We start from the raw sequence: 23,731 nt of genomic DNA, 5'->3' as shown, positions 1-23,731 counted from the left end.
CAAGTCGCGAAAATGCATTATTTGTGGGTATGAGGAGCCGATTATGCCCTTGTGCAGACTTCCTCTTTGGCAATTTTCCGCCATTTTTGTCCAAAAGCCGTCCAAAATCTCCAAAACTAGGAGTTGACCACTACCAAATAGAATGCATTATGCATTTCATGTTAGTCACGGAAGCCCAAGGCAAGGCGCTGCTGCGCGCCGCTGCCGTCACCACACCTTCGAGCCACGAACTCCGATCGCTGGATGAGGTCCGCGATTGCCGGGTCGATTTCCCTGTTGCGGTGAAGGCGCAAGTCGCCGCCGGGGGACGCGGCAAGGCGGGCGGAATTCGGAAGGCGAATTCTCCGAGCGAGTTGGAAAGCGCGTTCGATGCCATCATGGGAATGCGGTTTGGCGGCGAGGCGCCGTCCTCGGTGCTTGTCGAATCCTGGCTGGACATCGAGCGTGAGCTCTATCTCGCCGTGGCGATCGACAGCCGCGTCGGCGGGTTCAACGTGCTCTATTCGCCGCGCGGCGGGATCAACATCGAGGATGGGCCGCCGCCACTGAGCTATCCGGTCGGGCTTGCGCGCAATTTCCGCGCCCACGCCTTTCGCGCACTTCTCGAACCGGTCGAAAGCGATGCCAAGGTGCGCGAGCGCGTGATCTCCACGGCGCGGCGCCTGCTCGAGATCGCCCAGGCCAACGAATGCACGACAGTCGAGGTCAATCCGCTGGTCGTCTGCCGCGGCGGCGCGTTGATCGCGGCGGACGCCAAGGTCGCCCTCGACGACGCTGCGTCCTTCCGCAGAGCCGCAACCGCGGCGGCCATCGCGGCCGCGCGCGACAAGGCCGAGCGCGAGATCCGGCTGTGCGAAGAGGCCAATCTGATGCTGGTCTGGCTCGACGGCGAGATCGGCCTGATCTCCGGCGGCGCCGGCATGACGATGGCCGCGATGGACGCGATCGACGGCGCCGGCGCGCACCCGGCCTGCTTCCTCGACGTCAGCGGAAATCCGACGCCGGCGGGATTCGGGCTTGCCTTCGATCTGCTCGACCGCGCGCCGAACGTGAAGGGCATTCTGGTCAGCATGTTCGGTGGCGGGCTGCACACCGATCGTGTGGCCAAAACGCTCGTCGAGCTTCTCGCGAGGCGAGCGTCCGCGAAGCCGGTCACGCTTCGCCTCAACGGCACGCGCAGCGATCTGGCGACGACCATCCTCGGTGAAGCCGGCTACCGCAACCATGCGACGCTGGAGGTCGCCGTCGCCGACATCGTGAAGAAAGTTGCGGGGGCGCGGTCATGAGCATTCTCCTCGACGCCGACGTGCGCGTGCTGATCGTCGGTATCACCGGCAAGTTCGGGACGTTCTCGGTGAAGGATCTTGCGCAGAGCCACACAAGGGTCGTCGCCGGCGTGGCGCCGGGGCGCGGTGGTCAGGCCATCGAAGGCATCCCGGTGTTCTCGAGCGTCGCGGCTGCGATGCAGGAAACGCACGCCAATGCGGCGCTGATCTATGTGCCGGCCATGGTCGCCCTCGACGCGGTCCTCGAGACGATCGAGGCCGGCTGCCCGCTGATCGCCTATCCCGGCGACGGCCTGCCGGTGCTGGACGCGATGGAGATGCGCGCGGCAGCGCTGGAGCACGGCGCGCATCTGGTCGGGCCGAATTCGCCCGGCCTGATTTCGCCCGGCAAGGCCAAGCTCGGTTTCATGCCTTCCTTCTGCTACGCGCCCGGACCGATCGGCGTGATCTCGCGCAGCGGCTCGCTCTCCTATGAAGCCTGTTTCCGCCTGTCGCAGGCCGGCCTCGGCCAGACCAGCGTCATCGGCATCGGCGGCGATCCGGTGCGCGGCGTCAATGCCGCCGAAGCTATCGCGCTGTTCCACGACGATCCGGAGACGCGGGCCATCATCTATCTCGGCGAGATCGGCGGTTCGGAAGAATACGCGCTCGCCGAATATGCAAAGCGACCCGATGCGAAGCCGTCGGCAGCGCTTCTGGTCGGCCGCACCGCGCCCGCCGGCAAGAAGATGGGACATGCCGCCGCGATGATCGGCTCCTACGCCGAGAGCTGGGCCGCCAAGGTCGAGGCACTCGACCGCGCCGGCGTCGTGATCGCGCGCGACCTCGACGGCCTTCCGGCTGCGGCCGCTTCCGCACTGGCCCGCACCATGAAACCCGCAGCCTAGCAAACCTCAAACTCAGAACAGGGAATGGAGACCACAATGGCAGACGTCATGGAAAAAGAGGTCGGTCACGCACCGGCGGAGGGAAAAATCACTGACGAGGCGATCGCGCAGGCGCGCAGCATGATCGGTCTCCAGCTTCGCCCCGAAGGGCCGTATCTCCAGGACGCGACCGAAGACACCATCCGCAATTTCTGCAACGGCATCGGCGATCTCAACCCGCTCTACCGCGATGCCGAGCACGGACGCCAGAGCCGCTACGGCACCAACGTCGCCCATCCCATGTTTCCGATGGCGTTCGGCTGGATCGGCCGGACCCGCTGGGGCCTGCCCGGTGTGCACGGTTTCTACGCCGGCAACGACTGGGAGCTGTTCCGCCACATCCGTCCGGGCGACCGTATCACCGCGATCGAACGCGTCGTCGGCATCGAGGAGAAGGAGAGCAAGTTCTCCGGCCGCCTCGTGCTGCAATATGTCGAGGCGACCTATTCCAATCAGCGCGGCGACATCGTGGCCCGCGCGCTCGGCACCTGCACCCGTCACGAGCGCAAGGCCGCGCGCGACGCCGGCAAGTACAAGGACGTCAAGCCATACGAATACACCGCGGACGAGTTCGCGGCGCTCGACGAGGCGATCCTGAAGGAAGACGAGCGGATGCGCGGTACCGCGATCCGCTACTTCGAGGACGTCAATGTCGGCGACGAGCTGCCGCCGATCGTGCGCGGACCGTTGTCGCTGATGGACACGATGGGCTTCCTCGTCGGCTGCGGCCGCGGCCACACGCACGGCATCGTGCTGAAATCCGCCGTCAAGCATCCCGGCCATTTCTTCCGCAATCCCGAGGCCGGCGGCGGCATCGAATATACCGGCATCGGCCATCACCGCGAGTCGGTCGCCAAGGAGGTCGGCGTTCCCGGCACCTATGATTACGGCCCGCAGCGCTCCTCCTGGCTCGCGAGCCTCGTCACCAACTGGATGGGCGATGCGGCGTTCTTGAAGCGCGTGCGCACCGAGATGCGGCGCTTCAACACCATGGGCGATTCCACCTGGTGCAAGGGCAAGGTCAGCAAGAAGTACGTCAAGGACGGCTTTGCGCTGGTCGATCTCGAGATCTGGGGCGAGAACCAGCGCGGTGAACTGACCACGCCCGGCCTTGCCACCGTGATGCTGCCCTCGCGCGACGTGAAGAACCACGTGTTCTTCGACGGCTCGGCGCTCGAGCTGGAGCTGCCGACGATCCGCTAGAGCGGACGCAAAGAACGTCTTGGGAGCACGATGGGTAGTTTCCCGTCGTGCTCTCGAAAACGCCGGCCAATAACAAAAAGGGGAAGCGTTGCCATGATGGAGGAGGCCGTTGCGCCGCTGCTCGCCGGGGTGACCGTCGTCGAGCTCTCGCGCGGAGTTGCGGCCGGCTACGCCGGCCGGCTGCTCTCGACCCTCGGCGCCGACACGGTTCTGATCGAGCCGCCTGACGGCAATCCCCTTCGTCGTGAGCCGCCGTTTCTTCCGCCGGCGGGGGAGGCCAGTGCGCTGTTCGCTTTCCTGGCTGCAGGAAAGAAGAGCGTGATCTGCGATCTCGAAACGGCGGCCGGTCGGGTAGGGCTGTCGGTCCTGCTGGTGGCGACCGATGTCTTCATCCACGACCTTTCGGCCGGCGAACGTGCGAACCTCGAAATCGACGAACAGTCTCTTCGGTCGCGTTATCCGAACCTCATCGATGTGTCGGTGCTGCCGTTTGGCGCAGTCGGGCCGAAGGCCGGCTGGCAGGCCGAGGAGATCAACCTGATCCACGCATCGGGTGAAGGCTTCCTGCTCCCGAACGGCCTTGCCGCCGAACTCTTCCCTGATCGTCCGCCGCTGAAAGTCTACGGGCATTTCGCCGAATACCAGGGCGGTGTGGTGGCGGCACTCGGCGCGCTGTCGGCGCTGATCGGCCGTGAGCATGGCGGAGCCGAAAGCGTCGATGTCTCCGTGCAGGATGCCGCGCTCGCGGTGGGCGCATTCGCGCTCCAGCGTTTCGGCGACGGTTCGCTGGAACACCGTCGCACCCGCTCTTTCAAATATGGTGGCGTGCTCGAGTGCGCCGACGGCTATGTCGAGCTGCTGACGCTCGAGGAGCGGCAGTGGCGCGGCCTGGTCGAACTGATGGGCCGTCCGGCCTGGATGCTCGACCCCGCACTCGCGGACTCGCTGGAGCGCAGCCGCCGTGGCGCCGAGATCAACCGCGCCGTTCGTGCCTGGGCGCGCGAACAGCAGACGGCGGATATCGTCGCGCGAGCCCAGGCGCTCGGCGTCCCCATGGCAAAATATGCAAGCCCTGCCGAAGTGCTGTCTGGTGCCCACGAGCGCGCGCGGGAGCTGTTTCAGTCGGTGAAGATTCCGGGCGCCGGCTCCTTGCCGGTGCTGTCGGCGCCGCTTCATGTCGACGCAGCGGCGCTGCGCTTGAAAGCCGGGCCACCACGGCTGGGCGAACATCAGCACTTACTCACAGCCAGTCGTCACCGCGATCAGCCGCGCGTCATTGCGGAGGCTTCATGAAACCGCTAGCCGGAGTTCGTATCGCCGACTTCACGCTGCATGCGGCGGGGCCGTTCTGCACGCACATCCTGTCGCAGCTCGGTGCGGAGTGCATCAAGGTCGAGAGCGCGGCGCGACCGGACATCTTCCGCAAGCCGCATCCGGTCTATGGCCGGATGGGGCCGGCGAGCTTCGATCAGGTCGCGTCCAACAAGCTCTCGGTGCGCATCAATCTGAAGGACGCCAGGGGCGTCGCGCTGGCCAGGAAGCTCGTCGGCGCAAGCGATCTCGTCTGCGAAAGTTTTCGGCCCGGCGTGATGGAACGGCTCGGGCTCGGCTATGCCGCGCTGGCCGCACTGAAGCCGTCGGTGGTGATGGTGTCCGTGTCCTCGTCAGGCCAAAGCGGCCCGGATTCGCATTTTGCCGGCTATGCGCCGCTGTTCGGGGCCTGGGGCGCGCTCGGCTATCTCACGGGTTACGAGGACGGCCCGCCGGTCGAGATGCGGCATGTGATGGACCACAGCGTCGGCATGAACGCGGCGATGGCGGCGGTGGCTGCGGTGTATCGCCTTCGCCGCACCGGGCGCGGCGGCCATGTCGATGTGAGCGCACGCGAGGTTGCCTGCTCGCTGGTCGGCGAGGCGCTGCTGTTCGCCGCGGCTGGCGGAAGCCCGACACGGATCGGCAATGATCATCCGCGGATGGCGCCGCACGGCGTGTTCCGGACCCGCGACGAAGACCGCTGGCTGACCATCGCGGTGCGCTCCGACGACGAATGGCAGGCGTTGGTGAAGCTGATGGATGCACCGCATCTTCTGGCCGATCCGCGATTTCAGAGCGCCGCAAGCCGGCACGAACACCGGCGGCCGCTGCACGGCGAAATCGAGCATTGGACCATGACCTGCGAGGCCGGCGAGGCCGAGCGCATGTTGCAGCTTGCCGGGATCGCGGCACACGTGTCCTGCAACATGGAGGACATTGCGCATGACCGGCATCTGCGCGCGCGCGGAACGGTCGTCGATGTCGAGGATACGGCCGGCCACAGCCGCGCGGCGCTGAAGGCGCCGATCCGTTTCTCGCGGTCCGAGGTCGGCATGTCGCGCGGCACGCCGCGCCTCGGCGAAGACGAGGATTACGTGTTCGGTGAGCTGCTCGGCCTCGGCCGCGAGGAACGCCAGAGCCTGGTGGATCAGCAGGTGATTTATTGACCGCTTGAAGTGGAGTTGCCGTGATGAGCGAGAGGCAAGCGCCGACGGGAGAAGACTGGCAGGCCTGGGTCGGTCGCAAGGAGACGATCCGGGAGCAGATCGCGCCCGACCGTGTCGCGGCCCTCGGCGCCACGCTCGGCATCGAGGGACATCATGCGGCGGGCGGACCGTTGCCGCCGGGATGGCACTGGATCTTCTTCAATCGCTTCGTACCACGCCATGAACTCGGAACGGACGGCCATCCCAAGCGCGGCGGATTTCTGCCGCCGGTATCGCTGCCGCGCCGCATGTGGGCCGGCGGGCGGCTCACTTATCACAAGCCGTTGACCATTGGCGGCGAAGGCGTGCGCGAAAGCACCATTCTCAAGGTCGAGGCCAAGTCAGGCCGTGCGGGGCAGCTGGTGTTCGTGACTGTCAGCCACAGCATCTCCTGCGACGGCGCGGTGTGCATCACCGAGGAGCAGGACATCGTCTATCGCGAGGCGGCAGCGCCGGGATCGCCAGCGCCTGCGGCCACGCCCGCGCCGCAGGAGGCCACATGGTCGGAGGAATTCCGGCCCGATACGGTGCTCCTGTTCCGCTATTCGTCGCTGACGTCGAACGGGCATCGCATCCACTACGACCAGGCCTATGCGCAGGCCGAGGAAAACTATCCCGATCTTGTCGTGCATGGGCCTCTGACGGCGGCGCTGCTGCAGGGGTTTGCGGAACGGCATGCCGGAAAGCCGCTCAAGTCGTTCGAATTCAGGGGCGTCTCGCCGCTGTTCGTGAGCTCGGCGTTCAGGCTGGAAGGCAAGGGCGATGCGAGCGCGCTGGATCTCTGGGCCAGCGGCCCCGACGGCGCGCTTGCGATGCGGGCAGCCGCACAGGTCTGAAAGCCGCTTCCGGAGCGGGTCGGTCATAAAAAGAAAAGAGTGCAGGGGAGGTCAAGGCGATGAGATCGGCGCACCTGTCTGTTGTCCCTGCGCAAGGATGCGAGGCAGAGTGCATGCCCGCGGTCGAGCTGCGCGGCGTCGGCAAAACCTTCAGCTCACGCAATGGCCGGGTCGACGTTCTCAGCGGATTGAACTTCTCTCTGAACAATGGGGAGTTTCTCGCCATTGTCGGTCCGAGCGGATCGGGCAAATCGACCGTGCTGAACTTGCTTGCCGGCCTCGATCGGCCGAGCGCGGGAGCTGTGCTGTGTCAGGGCGCACCGGTTGCCGCGGTCAACACCGGGATCGGCTATCTCACGCAGCATGACAGTCTGCTGCCGTGGCGGACGGTCGAGCAGAACGTTGCCGTTCCGCTGGAGCTGCGCAATGTCGATCGTCCCGAGATAGCCGCGCGCGTGCGCGACTTGATCGCACAGGTGGGCCTCGAGGGTTTCGAGCGACATTATCCGAGCCAGCTTTCCGGCGGCATGCGCAAGCGCGCGATGCTGGCCCGCACGCTGATCTACGATCCGCCGGTGCTGCTGATGGACGAACCGTTTGGGCCGCTCGACGCCCAGCTCAAGCTGGTGCTTCAGGCAGAGCTTCTGAAATTATGGTCGGCGCGGCGCAAGACGGTGGTGTTCGTGACTCACGACATCGTGGAGGCGATTACACTTGCGGACCGTGTTCTGGTGTTCTCGCCGCGCCCCTGCCAGATCAGGCTCGACGAGTCGATAGCCATCCCGAGGCCGCGCGAGGTGCACGAGGTGCGATTCCATCCCGCATTCGAGGAGCATTACCGGCGGCTCTGGGCGGCCCTGGAAGCGCCAGTGAGGCGGCCGTCATGAGCACGCAGGCACTGTCCGAGGCGCAGGGCGAACCGGCGCTGAACTCATCCAGCCGCGTGTGGCTCTATCGCGCGATCTTCCTGGTTGCGATGCTGGCAGCGTGGCAGGTCGCATCGGGCCCGCTGCTCGATCCGTTCTGGGTCAGCAGCCCGGCCGCCGTGTTCAAAACACTGGTGACATGGACGGCGAGCGGCCAGCTCGGCTATCACCTGATGATCACCTTCAAGGAAACGTTCGCGGGCTTCGTGCTGGGGGCGACGGCGGGCGTGCTGCTCGCGCTGCTGGTCGGCGCGAGCGACACCCTGCATCGCACGGTCGATCCGTTCGTCACGGCGGTGTACGGCGTGCCCAAGGTCGCGCTCGCGCCGCTCTTCATCATGTGGTTCGGCATCGGGCTCGCGCCGAAGATCGTGCTGGCCGCGATCAGCGTCTTCTTCCTGGTGTTCTTCTCGACCCTGCGCGGCGTGCGGGAGGTCGACCAGAAGATGGTCGATGCGCTCCGCACCATGGGCGGAGGCAAATTCGCAGTCCAGCGCATGGTGATCTTTCCGTCGGCGCTGCCGTGGCTGTTCACCGGCTTGAAGCTCGGTCTGCCCTACGGCTTCGTCGGCGCGGTCGCGGCCGAGATGATGGCGTCCAATGCCGGCATTGGCTACCTCACGCAGAACTCGGCGGGGCAGCTCGACACCGCCGGGGTGTTCGCCGCGCTGTTCGCGCTGATGCTCGTCACCACGCTGTTGAACGAAGCGCTCGGACGGCTGGAGAGCTGGATCTTCCGCTGGCGCTGACAGGGAGACGGTCACAATAACAAGACGAGGGAGGACATCATGATCACGCGTCGGATGATGCTGGGTGGTATGGCCGGAGCCGCGCTGGCCAGCGAGGTCACACCAAGCCGGGCGCAGGGCGCAGGCAGACCGGTGACAATTGCTATCGGCGGCTACACCTTCGCCTATCTGCCGCTGCTGGTGGCGACGGCGGCCGGCTTCATGAAGGATGCCGGCCTCGACGTCACGCTGATCGATACCGGCAGCGGCACCAATAGCATGGCGGCGATTCTCGGCGGCAGCGTCGATGTCGCCGGTCTCGTGATGAGCGACGTGATTCTGGCCGTCGCCAAGGGCCAGAAGATCAACGCCTTCGCGCCGCTGATGTCGCAATATGCGAGCGATGCCGTCGTCAGCCGGAAGACGGCGGAGAAGATCGGTCTCGCGCCCGAGATGCCGCTGAAGGAGCGCATGGCGCGGATGAAGGGCCTGACGCTCGCGATCTCCGGGCGCGGCAGCGGCACCGACAAGATCTGGCGCTATCTGCTGTCGCTTGGCGGGCTCGATCCCGAGAAGGACGTCAGCCTCACGGTGGTCAAGCTCGACAAAATGTATCTGGCGCTGCGCTCCGGCCAGATCGACGGCTTCAACACGACGGCGCCTGCGAACAATCAGGCCGTGGAAGACGGCCTCGCGGTCTGGGCGGCGCGTCCGTCGCACGGCGAGGTGCCTGGCATCGAGAACTTTCTCTACACCGTGCTGTGCGGCCGGCCGGATTTTCTCGACAGGAACCCGGAGGTCGCTGCATCGCTGGTCCGCGGGATGACCAGGGCATCAGAGCTGATCCGGAATGACCCTGCGGCCGCCGGCCAGCTCCTGCATGACAGATATTTTCAGCAGACGAATGTCGAGCTGATCAAGCACACGGTGTCGGATCAGCGCATGACGGTCTCGGTACCGCCGACATTGTCGGAGCAGCAGTTCGCGCACAATATCGAGTTCGAGCTGAAGTTCAGCGATGCCGTGCGCGGCGTCACCTATCAGCAGGCGATCAATCCGCGATGGCTGGGGACGTGAGTGCCGCGTTGGCAGTGCACCCTCTCCCCTTGCGGGAGAGGGTGGCTTTGCGAAGCAAAGCCGGGTGAGGGGTCTCTCTCCGCGCATGACTCTCGCAGTTGAGTGTGCGGAACGAATCCCTCATCCGGCGCTTCGCGCCACCTTCTCCCACAGGGGGAGAAGGGAAGAAGAGCGTCAGCCAAAGCTCACATCGGCGCTGTTCTTGATCGCCGCAAAGCGGGCGAGGCAGCGCAGTGCGCTGTCGTGCTCGTCCGTGGTGCCGCCGGCGCAGCAGTCTTCCAGTACCGTGCAGGCATAGTCGCGGTCGTGCGCTTCGCGCGCGCCGGTGTGGACCACGCCGTTGGTGGAGACGCCGGTGAGGATCAGATCGGTCACCCCATGGGCGCGCAGGATCGGCTCCAGCGAGGTGCCGTAGAACGGGCTCACCCGATGCTTGACGATGTCGAAATCGCCGGCCTCCGGCTTCAGATCGGGATGCACCTCGGTACCCCAGGTGCCGAGCTTGAACAGGCCGGCGCCCTTGGCGCGGGAGAAGATCGGAGAATTGGGCGGGCATTCCCTGTAGTCGGGCGAGAAGCCGACGCGGACGTAGCCGATCAGCGCACCGGCGGCGCGCGCCTTCGCGATCAGCGCCCTGGTGCGGCCGAGCACGTCACGCTCCTTCATCAGCGGGACATATGTCTTTGCGCCCGCGCCGTTCTCGTGGACGAGGTCGTTCAGCATATCCATGACGAGCAGCATCGGCTTCATAGCGTCTCCTTCTCAGAGCTCTTCGATTTGACGGGATTTTCGGACCTCGCCGGCATGCTGTTGCGCAACTCGGTCCAGCCGGTCTCGATGTGCTGCCGCATCGTCAGCATCGCGCTCGCGGCGTCGCCCTCGATCACGTTCTTCAGGAGCTCGTTGTGCTCCTTGGCGGCGCGCACGGCACGGCCGCCGATGCGATTGATGACGTCGAACGGATATTGCGCCCACAGCACCTGCACGAAATGCAGCGTCTTCGGCAGCCGCGCGAAATCGTACATGCGGCGATGGAAGCGGTAGTTGATGCCGCGCGCCGACGTGCTGTCATTGGCGAGTGCAGCCTCCTCGAACTGCCGCGCCAACTCGCGCAGCTCGGCGATCTCCTCGGCGGTGATGTTGCGCACGGCGCTTTCGACCAGCTGGGTCTCGAGCGTGATCCGCAGCTTCAGGATCTCGGTGGAGGCCTCGACGTCGAACGGCGCCACGGTCGCGCCGCGGTAGGAGTCGCTCGCGAGATAGCCTTCCGCCTCGAGCAGCTTCAGCGCCTCGCGAACCGGCGTGATGCTGATCTTGAGCTCCTGGGCGATCTCGGTCTGCTTCAGCCGGGCGCCGCGCGGCAACCGCCCCGAGATGATGCCCTCGCGGAGGTAGTCGGCGACCTGCTCCTCTTTCGTCCGATATTCCATTGGATGCCGCTGCCCCCGCCTGATTTGCCCGCGACCACCATAGACGCGGCACATCGGGGAGGATAGAAGTACAAACGATAATGCATAATGCATAATCGAGGTTGAGACCCAATGTCCAGCGCTTTGTCCCGCTCCTTCCTGTTTGTCCCGGCCAACCGACCCGAGCGGTTCGATAAGGCGGCGGCCTGCGGCGCCCATCAGGTCATCCTCGATCTCGAGGATGCTGTCGCGCCAGCCGACAAGGGCGCGGCGCGCGGCTTCATCGCGCAGTGGAGCGGGCGGGGCGATGCGATCGTGCGCGTGAACGGAGCCGATACTCCGTTCTTCGCTGCTGACATGGACATGATCCGTCGCGCCGGCGTGACTAGGTTGATGCTGCCGAAGGCCGAGCCCGGCGCGCTCAATCGCCTGGTGGGATCCCTGGATCGGCCTTCCGAGGTCATCGCGCTGATCGAGACGGTCAGGGGCTACGCGGAGCTGCGGAGTATCGGCAAGAGCGGGCTGGTCTCGCAATTGGCCTTTGGCAATCTCGACTTCGGCATCGATGCCGGCGTGACCGAGACAGCACAGGAGCTTGATCCGGTTCGCCTGCAAATCGTGCTGGAATCGCGGCTGGCCGGATTGGCGCCGCCGATCGACGGCGTGACGACGTCGTGGACGGATCCCGCGGCCTTCGGCGCGGCGGTCGGCCGCGCCAAGGCGCTGGGCTTTGGCGCAAAGCTCTGCATCCATCCGGCCCAGGTCGAGCTGGTCAACGAGGCCTTCCGGCCCACGGCCGATGAAGTCGTCTGGGCCCGTCGGGTGCTGGAGGTCGCCGAAGGTGCCAACGGCGCCGCGGTGGCGCTGGACGGCAAGATGATCGATGCGCCGGTCATCCGCCGCGCCGAGCTGATCCTGGCCGGCGCGCTTGGACATAATGCATAATGCATTTTCTCTTGACCAGCCAAGTTCCGCGCTCTAAAGATTGTCGGAGAAAAACAAATATCGGGGAGGGGCCTATGAAGAGGCGTGACTTTCTCAAGCTGTCGGGCGCCGCCGCGCTGGCGTCGGCCTATCCCGGCTCATCGCTCCTCGCCGACGAGATCGGCGTCGATGCCGCGGCCAAGACCATCACCATCGGCGGGTTCACCCCGGTCACCGGGCCGGTCCCGTTCTACGCCATCCTGACCCACGCCGCGGACGCCTATTTCAAGAGTGTCAACGAGGCCGGCGGCATCAAGGGCTGGAAGATCAATTATGTGACGCTCGACGACGGCTACGATCCCGCCCGCAGCGTCGCCGCCGTCCGGCGTCTCGTCGAGGACAATCACATCTTCGCACTGGTGGCCGCGGTGGGCACCGCCACCAATGTCGCCGTCATTCCCTATGCCAAGGAAAACGGCCTCGCCATGATCGGGCCGATCGGCGGCGCCAGCGCGTTTTTCGCCGAGCCGAACATCTTTCCGCTGCTGCCCGATTACGGCTGGTCGGCGGCCTCCAATGCCGAGTTCGCCGTCAACGATCTCAAGCTGAAGAAGATCGCGCTGCTGTGGGAGAATGACGAGCTCGGACGCTCGGCCAAGCGCGGCTTCGATCTCTTCATGGAGGCCAACAAGCTCACGCCGGCGGAGTCGGTGCCGTTCGAGGTGAAGACCACCGACTTCACCCCGCACATCCGCCGCGTTGCCAACTCCGAGGCGCAGGCGGCGATCCTGTTCGGCTCCAATGCCAATCTCGCGGCTGCGCTGAAGGCGGCCGATCGCCAGGGCGTCAAGATGACGTGGTTTGCGCCCTTCTTCACCGCCGATCCCGCGACCTACAAGCTGACGGGCGATCTCCTCAACGGCGTCTACTTCTCCTCGTGGCTGCTGCCGGTCGATAGCGCCGAACCCGAGATCAAGGCCTATCGTGACGCGGTGACGAAGTACTATCCGAACGACCCAGTCGGCGTGTTCGGGCTCAACGGCTGGAGCAATGCCGCGCTGTTCGGCAGCATCTTCGGTGCGCTGGTCGACAGCGGCAAGCCGATCACGCGCGCCAATTTGGTCGAGGCGGGCAACACGCTGAGCAACGCTTCGGTCGGCGGCGCCCGCAAGGTGACCTTCACCGGCGCCGATCACCGCGGCACGCGCCAGGAAGCGATCCTGCAAGCGCAGGGCTCCTTCGTCATGGTGCGCGACTTCAAGCCCTATCCTGCGGTGGCCTTCGACGCCAAGCCGGCCTGAGCCGTTCGTTTGCAGCGGGTGACCGCAAGACACGGTCCCCCGCTGCTCGTCTCAACTACCAAGAAAAACAAGGCAAGAAAAACAAGGAAAGCACGACATGGCTGGATCGCCCTTGAGCGGGCCCTCGCGTCTCGACGGACAAATTGCCCTCATCACGGGAGCTGCCGGCGGCATCGGCCGCGCCGTCGTTGCCGCGTTCTGCGCGGCCGGCGCCGACGTCATCGCCACCGACATTGTTGAAGACGGCGGCAAGTTTCCGGAAAGAGCGAGCTATCGTCGCTGCGACGTGACGGATCGCGGAGCCGTCGAGAGGTTGATCGACGCGGAGCTGAAGGCGCGCGGCAAGATCGACATCCTCGTGCTCTGCGCCGGCACGATCGCCAATACGCCGTTGCCGCAGTCGACAGATGAAGAGTGGGACAGGATCCTGGCCGTCAACCTGATGGGCACGGTCAATCCCGTGCGCAAGCTCTACCCGGTCATGGCTGAGCGCGGCTTCGGCAAGATCGTGGCGCTTGGCTCCATCGCCGCCAAGATCGGCGGCGTCGCGTCGGGCCCGGCCTATGTCGCGGCGAAATCCGCCGTGCACGGCCTGATGAAATGGGTCGCCAAGAACGGGGCTGGCAAGGGCGTCTACGCCAACATCATCGCGCCGGGCCCGGTCGAGACGCCCATGTGGGCGACTGTCACCGACCGGGCAGCGCCGTCGCCGAATGGCGCCGTGCCGCTGGGGCGGTTCGGCCAGCCCGAGGATATCGCCCAGAGTATTCTGTTCCTCTGCTCGCCGGCGTCGAACTGGATCACCGGCACGGTGCTCGACGTCAATGGCGGCATGTTGATGGATTGAGCTCATGAACGCAGCGAAGACCATCGGCTTCATCGGCCTCGGCGTCATGGGCGGGCCGATGTGCAGGAACATGGCGAAGAAGCATGCCGGTCGCGTGCTGATGTTCGACCGCGACGCCGCGGCGGTCGCCGCGCTGTCCGACACCAAGGCGGAAGCCGCCGCCTCGCTCGAAGCGCTGGCTGCCGCCGCGGATGTCATCTTCCTATCCTTGCCGGGCGGCCCTCAGGTCGAAGCGGTCGCGTCCACAATCGCGCAGGCCGCGCGGCCGGGGACGACCATCGTCGACCTCAGCACCACGCCCGTTTCGCTGGCGCGCAGCGTCTCCGATCGGCTGAAGGCCAAGGGCTTTGCCTTCGCGGACGCGCCGGTGGCGCGCACGCGGGAGGCCGCGCAGCGCGGCGAGCTCAGCATCATGGTCGGTGCGGAGGCGGTTGTGTTCGCGCAGATCAAGCCGCTGCTCGACTATATCGGGTCCGACGTCACCCATTGCGGCGAGGTCGGCTGCGGCCAGGTCGTCAAGCTGATCAACAATGCGCTGGTGTTCGAGCACACGCTGGCGCTGGCCGAGATGATGGTGGTCGGCGAGCGCGCCGGCGTGAAGCCCGAGACGCTGCTCAGCGCCGTGTCGAAGGGCTCGGGCGACAGCTTCGTGCTGCGCAATCACGGCACCAAGGCGATGCTGCCGCGCAATTTTCCGGAAAAGGCCTTTCCGCCGGAATACGTGCTGAAGGACCTCGACTACGTGCTTCAGCTCGCCGCCGATACCGGCACCCGTCCCGGTGTCGCCGAGCTTGCGCGCCGCTACTACGACGCGGCGTGCCGGCACGGCCTGTCGGGCCGCTATTTCCCCGGCGTGATCGAGTTCATCGAGAAGGGCGGCGTGCCCAGCGAAGGGCAGGGGTGAGCGTGGCCGGATTCATCAGGGACATTCTGCCGCTGCTCTGGTCTGGCATCATCTCCGGCTGCCTCTACGGCGTCGGTGCGCTCGGTCTCGTCATGGTGTTCAAGAGTTCGCGCGTCGTGAACTTCTCGCACGGCAATCTCGCCTGTCTCGGCGCCTTCGTGGTTTATGGCTTCTCCAGCGGCAGCCTGCTCAGCCTGTCCTGGGGCAGCGCGGTGGCGCTGGCGCTCGGCATTGCCTGCGCGGTTGCGGTCGTAAGCTATGCCCTGATCGCGCCGATCGTCTTCAAATCCGATCTCGCCTCGACCATCGCAACGCTCGGCGTCGGGCTGGTCCTGCAAGGCGGCGTTCAGCTCGTGTTCGGCGCCGATATCGTCAATCTCGACCTCCCGGTGCCGCGATTCAGCTTCAGCCTCGGCGCGGTCAGAGTCTCCTCCTACGATCTCGCCGTCCTCGCCGTCACCATCGCGATCGTCGCCGGCTTGTTCGTGATCATCGAGCGCACCAAGCTCGGAGTCGCCTTCCGCGCGGTATCGACCAACCCGTTCGCCTGCGAGGTCTGCGGGCTGAACCTGCGCTCGGTTCACCTGTTCTCCTGGCTCGCCGGCGCTGTCCTCGGTCTCGTTGCAGCACTGCTGATCGTGCCGACGACGTTCCTGAGCTCGACGACGGTGCCGTCCTTCATGCTGCAGGCCTTCACCGCGGCCGTGGTCGGCGGCTTCTCGAGCCTGCCGGGCGCCGCCGTCGGTGGCATCCTGGTCGGCATCGCCATGAACCTGTTCTCGTTCTACGTCTCGCCGGAATTCATGAACACGTTCCTGCTCGGCGTGATCCTGCTGACGCTCAACTTCTTCCCCAACGGACTTTTGGAAAGGGCGATCGGTGGCCGTGTCTGAGCTTGCTCACGGGACCAAGGCCGGCGTGTCGGCGCGCAACGGCAATGTCGATGCCGCGCGGCTGTCGATCTTTGCTTTGGTCGCGGCGCTGGCGCTGCTGCCGCTGCTTGCCGGCGGCTTCCTGCTCTACAGCCTGTCGCTGTGCTTTGCGAACGCGCTGGCTGTTCTTTCCGTCAGCATGCTGGTGCGTTACGGTGGCGAGGTGTCGATCGGGCACAGCTTCTTCGTGGCGCTCGGAGCCTATGCCGTTGCGATCGTCGAGCACCGCCTCGGCCTGTCGATCGCCGTGAGCCTGCCGCTGGCGGTTCTGCTCGGCGCCATCGCGGGCTTCGTCTTTGCATTCCCCTCACGGCGGCTGTCCGGGATCTATCTGGCGGTGGCAACCATGGCGCTGGCGCTCGCGTTGCCGGAGATCCTGATCGGCTTCGAGAAGTTCACCGGCGGCTTTGAAGGTCTCTACATCGCACAGGACCTGATCCCCGGCATCTCGAAGGCGTTGCAGCGCTACTACGTGGCGCTCGTGCTTCTGGTCGTCGTCTGTCTGGCGCTCTCGCATTTCCGCAAGTCGGCGCAAGGCCTGGCGCTGCTGATGGCGCAGGCCCAGCCGCGCGCGGCCGAGGCGATGGGGATCACACGGAGCTGGGCGCGCGTCTCGATCTTCACGTTGAGCGCCGCGCTGGCCTCGCTGGCAGGTGCCATGACGGGCTTTGCATCGTCGACCGTTTCGCCGAACAGCTTTACCTTCTTCAGCGGCGTCTTCCTGCTGGTCGGCTCGGTCGTCAGCCTGAACCGGCTGTCATTGCCGGCGGCGCTCGTCGGCGGCGCCTTCATCACACTGGTGCCGACCTATCTCGCGAAAGCCGGCGACTGGGTTCCGATCCTTTACGGCGTGGCGCTGATCGTCGTCACGCTGGCAGCGAATGCCGGCGACCTGCGCCGCTTCCTGCCACGCCGGAGGGGACGATGATGGCCACCATCGGCAGCGGGCTCGTCGCCGAAGGCATCTCGCTCGGCTTCGGCGGGCTTCAGGTTCTCAGCGACGTCTCGCTGACGCTGAAGCCCGGCGTCATCACCGGCCTGATCGGGCCGAACGGCGCGGGCAAGACCAGCCTGTTCAACTGTCTCACCGGGCTCTACCACGGCCAGCGCGGCCACAGCAGTTTTGCCGGCACACCGCTGGACGGCATGGGTCCGGCGCAGCGGGCCGCGTGCGGCATCACCCGCAGCTTCCAGAATCTGGCGATGTGCCCGGAGCTGTCGCTGCTCGAGAACGTTCTCGTCGGTCTCACCCTGAAGCGGCGGTCCGGATGGTTCAGCGCCTTCGTGCCGACGCCGGCGCAGCAGGCCGAGCGAGAGGACACCGAGCGCCGCGCCATGGCGGCGCTGAGCGAGCTCGGCATTGCTTCCGCCGCCCATCATAAGCCGTCAGATCTGCCGCCGGGCACGCTGCGTCTCGCCGAGATCGCGCGCGCCATCGCGAGCGAACCCAGGGCAATCCTGCTCGACGAGCCGGCTGCGGGACTGAACGCCGTCGAGACGCGTGACCTGATGCGTGCCCTGAAGCGGTTGATGCGGCCCGACCTCGTGCTTCTCGTCGTCGAGCACGACATGGACCTGATCATGGAGCTCTGCGAGCACATCTATGTGCTCAATTTCGGCAGGATGATCGCGAACGGCACGCCGGCGGAAATCCGCGCGCATCCGGACGTGATCCGCGTCTACCTCGGAGACGACGCCGATGACTGAGCTGTTCTCGGCGCGCGGCCTTGCGGTCAGCTATGGCAGGGCGCGCGTCGTCGAAAATGTCGATCTTGCTGTGCCGGAGAGAGGCGTGGTGGCGCTGCTCGGTGCCAACGGTGCCGGCAAGTCGTCGGTGCTCAAGGCCATCGCGGGCCTGGTGCCGGCGGTGGGCGAGATGCGTTTTGCCGGCGAGGACATCGCAGCGCTCGCCGCCCGGCAGCGCGTCAGGCGCGGCATCGTCTATGTCCCAGAGGGACGCCAGATTGTCGGCTCGCTGACTGTCGCGGAAAATCTCCTGCTCGGCGGTTTCTTCCTCGATGCGCGGGTGCAGCGACAGCGGCGCGATCTCATGCTGGAGCTGTTCCCCGAGATCGCGAACCGCCTGAAGTCGCCGGCCTGGATGCTGAGCGGCGGCGAGCAGCAGATGCTCGCGATCGGGCGCGGCCTGATGAGCGCGCCGCGGCTGCTCCTGCTCGACGAGCCGTCGCTGGGACTGGCGCCGCTGCTGATCCGACGGGTGTTCGAGCGCCTCGTGACCATCAAGCAGGACACCGGCCTTGCCATCATGCTGGTCGAGCAGAATTTCCGCATGACGATGAAGGTGGCGGACGAGCTCTATTTCGTGCGCAACGGTGTCATCGTCGGTCATCGCAACGCGGCAGATCTCGCCACGCCGGCGAGCCGGGCCGAGGCCGTGGAAGCCTATCTCGGCGCGGGCCAGCCGGCGCCGGCATAAAGAGATGGAGTGACGGGATGCGCCTCGAGGGCAAGGAGATCGCAAGTGGACTGGCCTTTCCCGAAGGGCCGGTCGCGCTCGCCGATGGCAGCGTGATCGTCGTTGAAATCGAGGGCGGCCGGTTGACGCGCGTGCTTCGGTCGGGCCGGAAAGAGGTGATTGCGCATCTCGGCGGCGGGCCGAATGGCGCAGCCATCGGCCCGGACGGAAAATGCTATGTCTGCAACAATGGCGGCTTTTCCTGGCAGAGGGACGAAAGCAATTTTGCCCGTCCGACCGGCCGCGCCGAGGACTATACGACGGGGCGCATCGAGCAGGTCGACCTTGCTACCGGCGCCGTCAAAACCCTTTACGACAGTTGCAACGGCGTCCCTCTGAAAGGGCCAAACGACATCGTCTTCGACGACAAGGGCGGCTTCTGGTTCACCGATCTCGGCAAGACCTATGGCCGGCTGATGGATCGCGGCGCGGTCTATTATGCGTGCACCGACGGCTCGATGATCAAGGAAGCGATCTTTCCGATCATGACGCCGAACGGCGTCGGCCTGTCACCGGATGGGCGTACGCTCTACGTTTCGGAGACCGAGACCAGCCGGATCTGGAGCTATCCCATCACCGGCGAAGGCGAGGTTGCCAAGGAATCGTGGCCATCGCCGAATGGCGGCCGCTTGCTGCACGGACTGCCGGGTTACCAGCGGTTCGATTCGCTCGCTGTGGAAGAGAGCGGCAACATCTGCGTCGCAACGCTGGTACGTGGCGGTGTTAGCGTGTTTTCGCCGGACGGCCGGTTGATCGAATTCCACGAAGCCGACGAGGTCTATTGCACCAACATCTGCTTCGGCGGCCCGGATATGCGCACCGCCTTCATCACACTCTCCGGCACCGGGCGGCTGATTGCGGTCGATTGGCCGAGGGCGGGTCTCGCCCTCAACGATCCCCTGACCGCACGCGGTTGAAGCCCGCCTAAAGCATGATCCGGAAAAGTGCGAAGCGGTTTTCCGAAAAGATCATGCGCAAACAACAACCTAAAGCGCGAGGACGATTCATCCAAATCTCATCGCGCTTTAGACCACATTGCGGTCGGGCGAATTCGGCCGATGGCTTGATTTGAAAGCGGCTTTCGCGCGCTCGCGGATGCGTTGAAAGACCACATAGAGCATCGGCACCAGGAATATCCCGATCGAGCTTGCGGCCAGCATGCCGGCAAACACCGCCGTGCCCACTGCGCGACGGCTGAGCGCTGCAGCGCCCGTTGCGACGACGAGCGGCAGTAGGCCGAGGATGAAGGCGGCCGAGGTCATCATGACGGCGCGAAAGCGCATATGGGCGCCCTGGACTGCGGCCTCATCGAGCGCCATGCCCGCCTCGCGTTGCTCCTTCGCGAATTCGACGATCAGGATGCCGTTCTTGGCGGCGAGGGCGATCAGGACCACGAGGCCAATCTGGCCATAGAGATCGAGGTTGAGCCCCGCGACCTTGATGCCGAGATAGGATCCGAGCACGCCGACGACGGCCGAGAGCAGCACGGGGATGGGGATCACGGTGCTCTCATAGAGCGCGACCAGGAACAAATAGGCGAACAAGACGGCCAGCATCAGCACGATGCCGGTCTGGCCGGCGGCCTGTTGCTCCTGATAGGCGGTGCCGGTCCATGCGAAAGTGTAACCCGACGGCAGCACGGTGTCGGAGATCTCAGTCATGGCAGCCATCGCGGTGCCCGAGGAGATGTTCGGCGCAGGACTGCCGTTGATGGTCACCGAGCGGTAGTTGTTGTAGCGGGTGATGACCTGCGGCCCGGTTACGATCTTCAGCCCCGCCAGCGATCTCAACGGCACCATCTCGCCGGTGCTGTTGCGCACATAGATGCGCCAGATGTCCGAGGTGTCGGCCCGGTCGAACGCCTCGCCTTGAAGATTGACCTGCCAGGTCCGGCCGAACAGGTTGAAATTGTTGACATAGATTCCGCCAAGCGTGGCCTGGAGAGCAGTGAAGATGTCGCTGACGGTGACGCCCAGCGCCTGGGCCTTGCGGCGGTCGATATCGAGATAGAGCGACGGGTTGGTCGCGGTGAATGTCGAGAATACGCGCGCAAGCCGAGGATCGGCATTGGCGGCGCCGATCAGTGCGTTGGTGACGCTGGAGATCGCGGCCGGAGACTGTCCCTCCAGCGCCTGCAACTGATATTCGAAGCCGCCTCCGGTCGAGAGCCCGATGATCGGCGGCAGGTTGAACGGGAGCACGTTGGCCTGTCGAATCTGCGCGCCGGCTGCAAACATCCTGGCGATCAGCGCCTGTGCCGAATCCGCCGCCGCCTTTCGGTCGGCGAAAGGTTTCAGCCGCGCCACCACCAGCGCGCTGTTCGGCTCGGAGGCGCCGTCGAGCAGCGAGAAGCCGATCACCGCCAGGACGTGGTCGACGGCCGGTATCTGTTTCAGGATGTCCTCGACTTGCCGTGTGACCGCGCTGGTCCGCGCCACCGATGCGCCATCGGGCAATTGCACCGAGGTGAAGAAGGCTCCCTGGTCCTCCTCCGGCAGGAAGCCCGTCGGCGTGACCAGCGACAGGCCGAAGATCCCGCTGGCAAAGACCGCCACGAGCAGCAGTGACAAGGAGGCCATGCGCACCAGGTGGCGGACGCCGCTGCTGTAGCGATCGCGCACCCAGTCGATCCCGCCGAGCACGCGGCCGATGAGACCCCGGCGCGGGCCACCGTGGCGCAGCAGCAGGGCGCACAGCGCCGGCGAGAGCGTCAGCGCGTTCAAGGCCGAGATCATCATGGCGGCGCTGATGGTCACCGCGAACTGACGAAACAGCGTGCCCGAAATGCCGGGAATGAATGCGATCGGGACGAACACCGAGAGCAGCACCAGGGTAATGGCGATGATCGGCGCTGTGATCTGCCGCATGGCCTTCTTGCTGGCCTCCGCCGGCGACAGGTCGGGCTCCTCTGCCATGACGCGCTCGACGTTCTCCACCACGACGATGGCGTCGTCGACGACGATGCCGATGGCGAGCACCATGGCGAGCAGGGATACCGTGTTGGCCGAATAGCCGAAAGTCAGCAGGACGGCGAAGGTGCCCACCAGGCTGACCGGGACGGCGACGGCGGGAATCGTCGTGGCTCTGAGGTTTCCGAGGAACAAATAGACCACGATCACCACCAGGACGAACGCCTCGCCCAGTGTCCGCAACACCTCCGCAATGGTGTCGCGGACGAACGTCGTGGAGTCGTATTGCACGAGATAGCTGAGGCCCGCGGGAAACCGGGCGGACAGCCGCTGCATCGTCTCCGCCACCGCGCGCGCGGTGGTCACCGCATTGGCGCCCGGCGCGAGATAGATCGCGACCGGAACAGCGGCGCGCCCGTCGATCCGCGCTTCGCTGTCGAGGTTTTGCGCGCCCATCTCGACGCGGGCGACATCCTTCACCAGCAGCGATGATCCGTCCGGATTGGCGCGCAGCACGATGTTGGCGAATTGATCGACGGTGGCGAGCCGGCCCAGTGTCTGCACGTTGAACTGGAACTGCTGGTCGCTGCTGATCGGCCGCGCGCCGATACGGCCGACGGGAGCCTGGACGCTCTGCGCGCGGATTGCGGCGATCACGTCCGCCGGGGTCAGGCCGAGGCTGGTGAGCCGCTGCGTATCGAACCAGATCCGCATCGAATAGTTCATCTTGGCGAACAGATTGGCCTGGCCCACCCCGGGGGTGCTGGCAATCGCGTCCAGCACGTTGATGATGGCGTAGTTGGTGATGAAGAGCGGATCCTGCCGGCCATCGGCACTGTACAGCACCAGAAACTGCAGGATCGACGAGGACCGCTTCTGCACGGTGACGCCCTGCTGCTGCACCTCCGTGGGCAATTGCGACAGCGCGCTCTGCACGCGATTGTTGACGTTGACGGTGTTGATGTCGGGATTGGTGCCGAGCGCGAACGAAACCGTCAGCGTGTAGCTGCCGTCATTGGCGCTGGTCGATTTCATGTACAGCGCGCGGTCGACGCCGATGACCTGAGCCTCCAGCGGCTGGGCGACGCTGCTCTCCACCACTTCGGCCGAGGCGCCGGGGAAGGTCGCGGCCACGGTGACCTGAGGCGGCACGATATCCGGAAATTGCGCCACCGGAATCTGCGTCAGCGCCAGCGCGCCGGCGATGGTGATGATGAAAGCGATCACCATCGATAGCCGCGGGCGGTCGACGAAGACGTCCGATATCATGGGCTGCCATCCGCCGGGCGTGTCGGGGGACGGGTGCCGTGGTCGGCCGGTAGCGCCGGCCCGCTCGATGCGCCCTTCATGCTCGACAGAATGAGTGCGCTTGCCGGATCCGGAGTGACGGTCTGGCCGGCACGAACCCGCTGCAGGCCTTCGGCGATCACCTTGTCGCCGGCCGCAAGCCCGTCGATGACCGCGGCGATCGTCGGTGTCGATTGTCCGAGCTGAATGCGCCGCTGTTCGGCCTTGTTGTTCGCGCCCACCACGAGGACGTAGTCGCCCCGCTGGTCGGACAGCACCGCCGAACGCGGGATCGCCAGCACCTCGATCGGCTGGACGCCTTCGAGCACGACGGTCACGAACTCGCCGTCGGTCAGCTCGTGGGCGATGACGCCCGCTGCGGACGGGGCGCGCAGGATCGGATTGGCGATCTCGCCCCGCACCGTGATCGTGTCGGTGTTTTGCGCGATGCTGTTGTCGACGAAGTTCAGCTTGCCGGACTGGCCGTACATGCGCCCGTCGGGTAGCCGCAATCGGATCACCACCGCCTCAAGACCGCCTTGCGGACCGTATCGCTCGCGCAGCTCGAGCCCCTGGCGCAGCGGCACGGGAAAGGTGACGTACATCGGATCCTGGCTGACGATGGTGGTCAGCACGCCGGACGAGGGGCTGACGATGTTGCCTTCTGTCACCGCCGTGCGTCCGATCTTGCCGTCGATCGGCGCGCTGATCACGGTGTAGTCGAGGTTGATTTGCGAGGCCTGGACCTGCGCCTGCGCGGCCTGCACCTGGGCTTCCAGGCTGCGCTGGTTTGCAATCGCAGCGTCGTACGTCGACTGCTGCCCGGCCGGTCCTCCGAGCAGGGTCCGCGCGCGCTCCGTCGTCAGCCTTGCATTCTCCAGCGTTGCCTCGAGCTGTGCCACCTGCGCCTTCTTGGCCGCAAGATCGGCTTCGAATGGACCGCGCTCGAGGCGATAGAGCTGGTCACCTTTCTTGATCTCGGCGCCCTCGTTGAAGAGCCGCTGTTCCAGAAAAGCAGTGACGCGGGCGGCAACGTTGACCCGGTTGATCGCCTCGATGCGGCCGAGAAACTCGCTGCTCTCAGTGATCGGCCGCCGTGTCACCTCGACGATTCCGACCGTAGGCGCGGGGGCGGCAGGCTGCGTCCGGGCGACCCCGCAGGTCAGCGCGGTCATGAGGCCTGTCGCCAGCAATCGGATCGGGACGTCGCCAAGCTTCATCATCCGCTCCTTGCTCCAGGC

General features: G+C 65.6%; 22 protein-coding genes. 18 read left to right on the top strand and 4 right to left on the bottom strand.

Features of this window, described 5'->3' with window-relative positions; genetic code table 11:
* The first annotated feature begins 149 nt into the window (after positions 1–149).
* From JQ635_RS12260 to JQ635_RS12220, 9 genes are all read left to right on the top strand, one after another.
* Positions 150–1,286, top strand: coding sequence for an ATP-grasp domain-containing protein (locus tag JQ635_RS12260; protein ID WP_211410112.1), 1,137 nt, complete (start codon positions 150–152; stop codon positions 1,284–1,286).
* Positions 1,283–2,173, top strand: coding sequence for a succinate--CoA ligase subunit alpha (locus JQ635_RS12255; RefSeq protein ID WP_211410111.1), 891 nt, complete (start codon positions 1,283–1,285; stop codon positions 2,171–2,173). The genes JQ635_RS12260 and JQ635_RS12255 overlap by 4 nt, the downstream gene beginning before the upstream one ends.
* Positions 2,174–2,209: 36 nt before the next feature.
* Positions 2,210–3,415 (top strand): FAS1-like dehydratase domain-containing protein, encoded by a 1,206-nt coding sequence (locus tag JQ635_RS12250; protein ID WP_211410110.1) that lies wholly within the window; start codon positions 2,210–2,212, stop codon positions 3,413–3,415.
* A gap of 93 nt (positions 3,416–3,508) precedes the next feature.
* Positions 3,509–4,708: a CoA transferase gene (locus JQ635_RS12245; protein WP_211410109.1), complete on the top strand. Its 1,200-nt coding sequence runs from the start codon at positions 3,509–3,511 to the stop codon at positions 4,706–4,708.
* Positions 4,705–5,895, top strand: coding sequence for a CaiB/BaiF CoA transferase family protein (locus JQ635_RS12240; protein ID WP_211410108.1), 1,191 nt, complete (start codon positions 4,705–4,707; stop codon positions 5,893–5,895). The genes JQ635_RS12245 and JQ635_RS12240 overlap by 4 nt, the downstream gene beginning before the upstream one ends.
* Positions 5,896–5,918: 23 nt before the next feature.
* Positions 5,919–6,770 carry an FAS1-like dehydratase domain-containing protein gene (locus tag JQ635_RS12235; RefSeq protein WP_211410107.1) on the top strand — a complete coding sequence of 284 codons (852 nt, stop codon included), beginning with the start codon at positions 5,919–5,921 and terminating at the stop codon, positions 6,768–6,770.
* Between the two features lie 113 nt (positions 6,771–6,883).
* Entirely contained in the window at positions 6,884–7,657 is a 774-nt protein-coding gene (locus JQ635_RS12230) for an ABC transporter ATP-binding protein (RefSeq protein ID WP_246583469.1), read from the top strand.
* A complete protein-coding gene (locus tag JQ635_RS12225; protein WP_211410105.1) occupies positions 7,654–8,445 on the top strand; it encodes an ABC transporter permease in 792 nt (263 codons plus the stop codon). The genes JQ635_RS12230 and JQ635_RS12225 overlap by 4 nt, the downstream gene beginning before the upstream one ends.
* A 39-nt stretch (positions 8,446–8,484) precedes the next feature.
* On the top strand, positions 8,485–9,501 hold the full coding sequence (locus JQ635_RS12220) for an ABC transporter substrate-binding protein (protein ID WP_211410104.1): 1,017 nt from the start codon (positions 8,485–8,487) through the stop codon (positions 9,499–9,501).
* Between the two features lie 174 nt (positions 9,502–9,675).
* Here the strand turns inward: JQ635_RS12220 and JQ635_RS12215 are convergent, their stop codons facing one another.
* On the bottom strand, positions 9,676–10,251 hold the full coding sequence (locus tag JQ635_RS12215; RefSeq protein ID WP_211410103.1) for a cysteine hydrolase family protein: 576 nt from the start codon (positions 10,249–10,251) through the stop codon (positions 9,676–9,678).
* Positions 10,248–10,931: a GntR family transcriptional regulator gene (locus JQ635_RS12210; protein WP_211410102.1), complete on the bottom strand. Its 684-nt coding sequence runs from the start codon at positions 10,929–10,931 to the stop codon at positions 10,248–10,250. The genes JQ635_RS12215 and JQ635_RS12210 overlap by 4 nt, the downstream gene beginning before the upstream one ends.
* Before the next feature lie 111 nt (positions 10,932–11,042).
* Between JQ635_RS12210 and JQ635_RS12205 the strand changes: the two genes are divergently transcribed.
* The 9 genes from JQ635_RS12205 to JQ635_RS12165 all read left to right on the top strand — a co-directional run bounded on the left by JQ635_RS12205 (position 11,043) and on the right by JQ635_RS12165 (position 19,211).
* Complete coding sequence (locus JQ635_RS12205; RefSeq protein ID WP_211410101.1) at positions 11,043–11,855, top strand: HpcH/HpaI aldolase/citrate lyase family protein; 813 nt, start codon at positions 11,043–11,045, stop codon at positions 11,853–11,855.
* 74 nt (positions 11,856–11,929) lie between these two features.
* Positions 11,930–13,135, top strand: coding sequence for an ABC transporter substrate-binding protein (locus tag JQ635_RS12200; RefSeq protein ID WP_211410100.1), 1,206 nt, complete (start codon positions 11,930–11,932; stop codon positions 13,133–13,135).
* A 97-nt stretch (positions 13,136–13,232) separates the two neighbouring features.
* The gene (locus JQ635_RS12195; RefSeq protein ID WP_211410099.1) at positions 13,233–13,982 is read left to right on the top strand and encodes an SDR family NAD(P)-dependent oxidoreductase; all 750 of its coding nucleotides are present in this window, start codon (positions 13,233–13,235) and stop codon (positions 13,980–13,982) included.
* A gap of 4 nt (positions 13,983–13,986) precedes the next feature.
* Positions 13,987–14,886 (top strand): NAD(P)-dependent oxidoreductase, encoded by a 900-nt coding sequence (locus JQ635_RS12190; RefSeq protein ID WP_211410098.1) that lies wholly within the window; start codon positions 13,987–13,989, stop codon positions 14,884–14,886.
* Positions 14,887–14,888: 2 nt separating this feature from the next.
* On the top strand, positions 14,889–15,779 hold the full coding sequence (locus tag JQ635_RS12185) for a branched-chain amino acid ABC transporter permease (RefSeq protein WP_349631860.1): 891 nt from the start codon (positions 14,889–14,891) through the stop codon (positions 15,777–15,779).
* Positions 15,772–16,746 (top strand): branched-chain amino acid ABC transporter permease, encoded by a 975-nt coding sequence (locus JQ635_RS12180; RefSeq protein ID WP_349631859.1) that lies wholly within the window; start codon positions 15,772–15,774, stop codon positions 16,744–16,746. The genes JQ635_RS12185 and JQ635_RS12180 overlap by 8 nt, the downstream gene beginning before the upstream one ends.
* Positions 16,743–17,525, top strand: coding sequence for an ABC transporter ATP-binding protein (locus JQ635_RS12175; RefSeq protein WP_246583468.1), 783 nt, complete (start codon positions 16,743–16,745; stop codon positions 17,523–17,525). The genes JQ635_RS12180 and JQ635_RS12175 overlap by 4 nt, the downstream gene beginning before the upstream one ends.
* Positions 17,518–18,255 (top strand): ABC transporter ATP-binding protein, encoded by a 738-nt coding sequence (locus JQ635_RS12170; protein WP_211410095.1) that lies wholly within the window; start codon positions 17,518–17,520, stop codon positions 18,253–18,255. The genes JQ635_RS12175 and JQ635_RS12170 overlap by 8 nt, the downstream gene beginning before the upstream one ends.
* A gap of 17 nt (positions 18,256–18,272) precedes the next feature.
* Positions 18,273–19,211, top strand: a complete 939-nt coding sequence (locus JQ635_RS12165) for an SMP-30/gluconolactonase/LRE family protein (protein ID WP_211410094.1) — start codon at positions 18,273–18,275, stop codon at positions 19,209–19,211.
* A gap of 108 nt (positions 19,212–19,319) precedes the next feature.
* Here JQ635_RS12165 and JQ635_RS12160 read toward each other — a convergent pair whose 3' ends face one another.
* On the bottom strand, positions 19,320–22,472 hold the full coding sequence (locus JQ635_RS12160) for an efflux RND transporter permease subunit (RefSeq protein WP_211410093.1): 3,153 nt from the start codon (positions 22,470–22,472) through the stop codon (positions 19,320–19,322).
* Positions 22,469–23,710, bottom strand: a complete 1,242-nt coding sequence (locus tag JQ635_RS12155) for an efflux RND transporter periplasmic adaptor subunit (RefSeq protein WP_211410092.1) — start codon at positions 23,708–23,710, stop codon at positions 22,469–22,471. Before JQ635_RS12155 ends, JQ635_RS12160 begins: the two co-directional genes overlap by 4 nt.
* Positions 23,711–23,731: the final 21 nt, after the last annotated feature.

This window comes from Bradyrhizobium iriomotense, from assembly GCF_018130765.1.
Taxonomy (GTDB): Bacteria; Pseudomonadota; Alphaproteobacteria; order Rhizobiales; family Xanthobacteraceae; genus Bradyrhizobium; species Bradyrhizobium iriomotense_A.
Note: the sequence above shows the minus strand (reverse complement) of the source record. Positions and strands in the feature narration are given on the sequence as shown.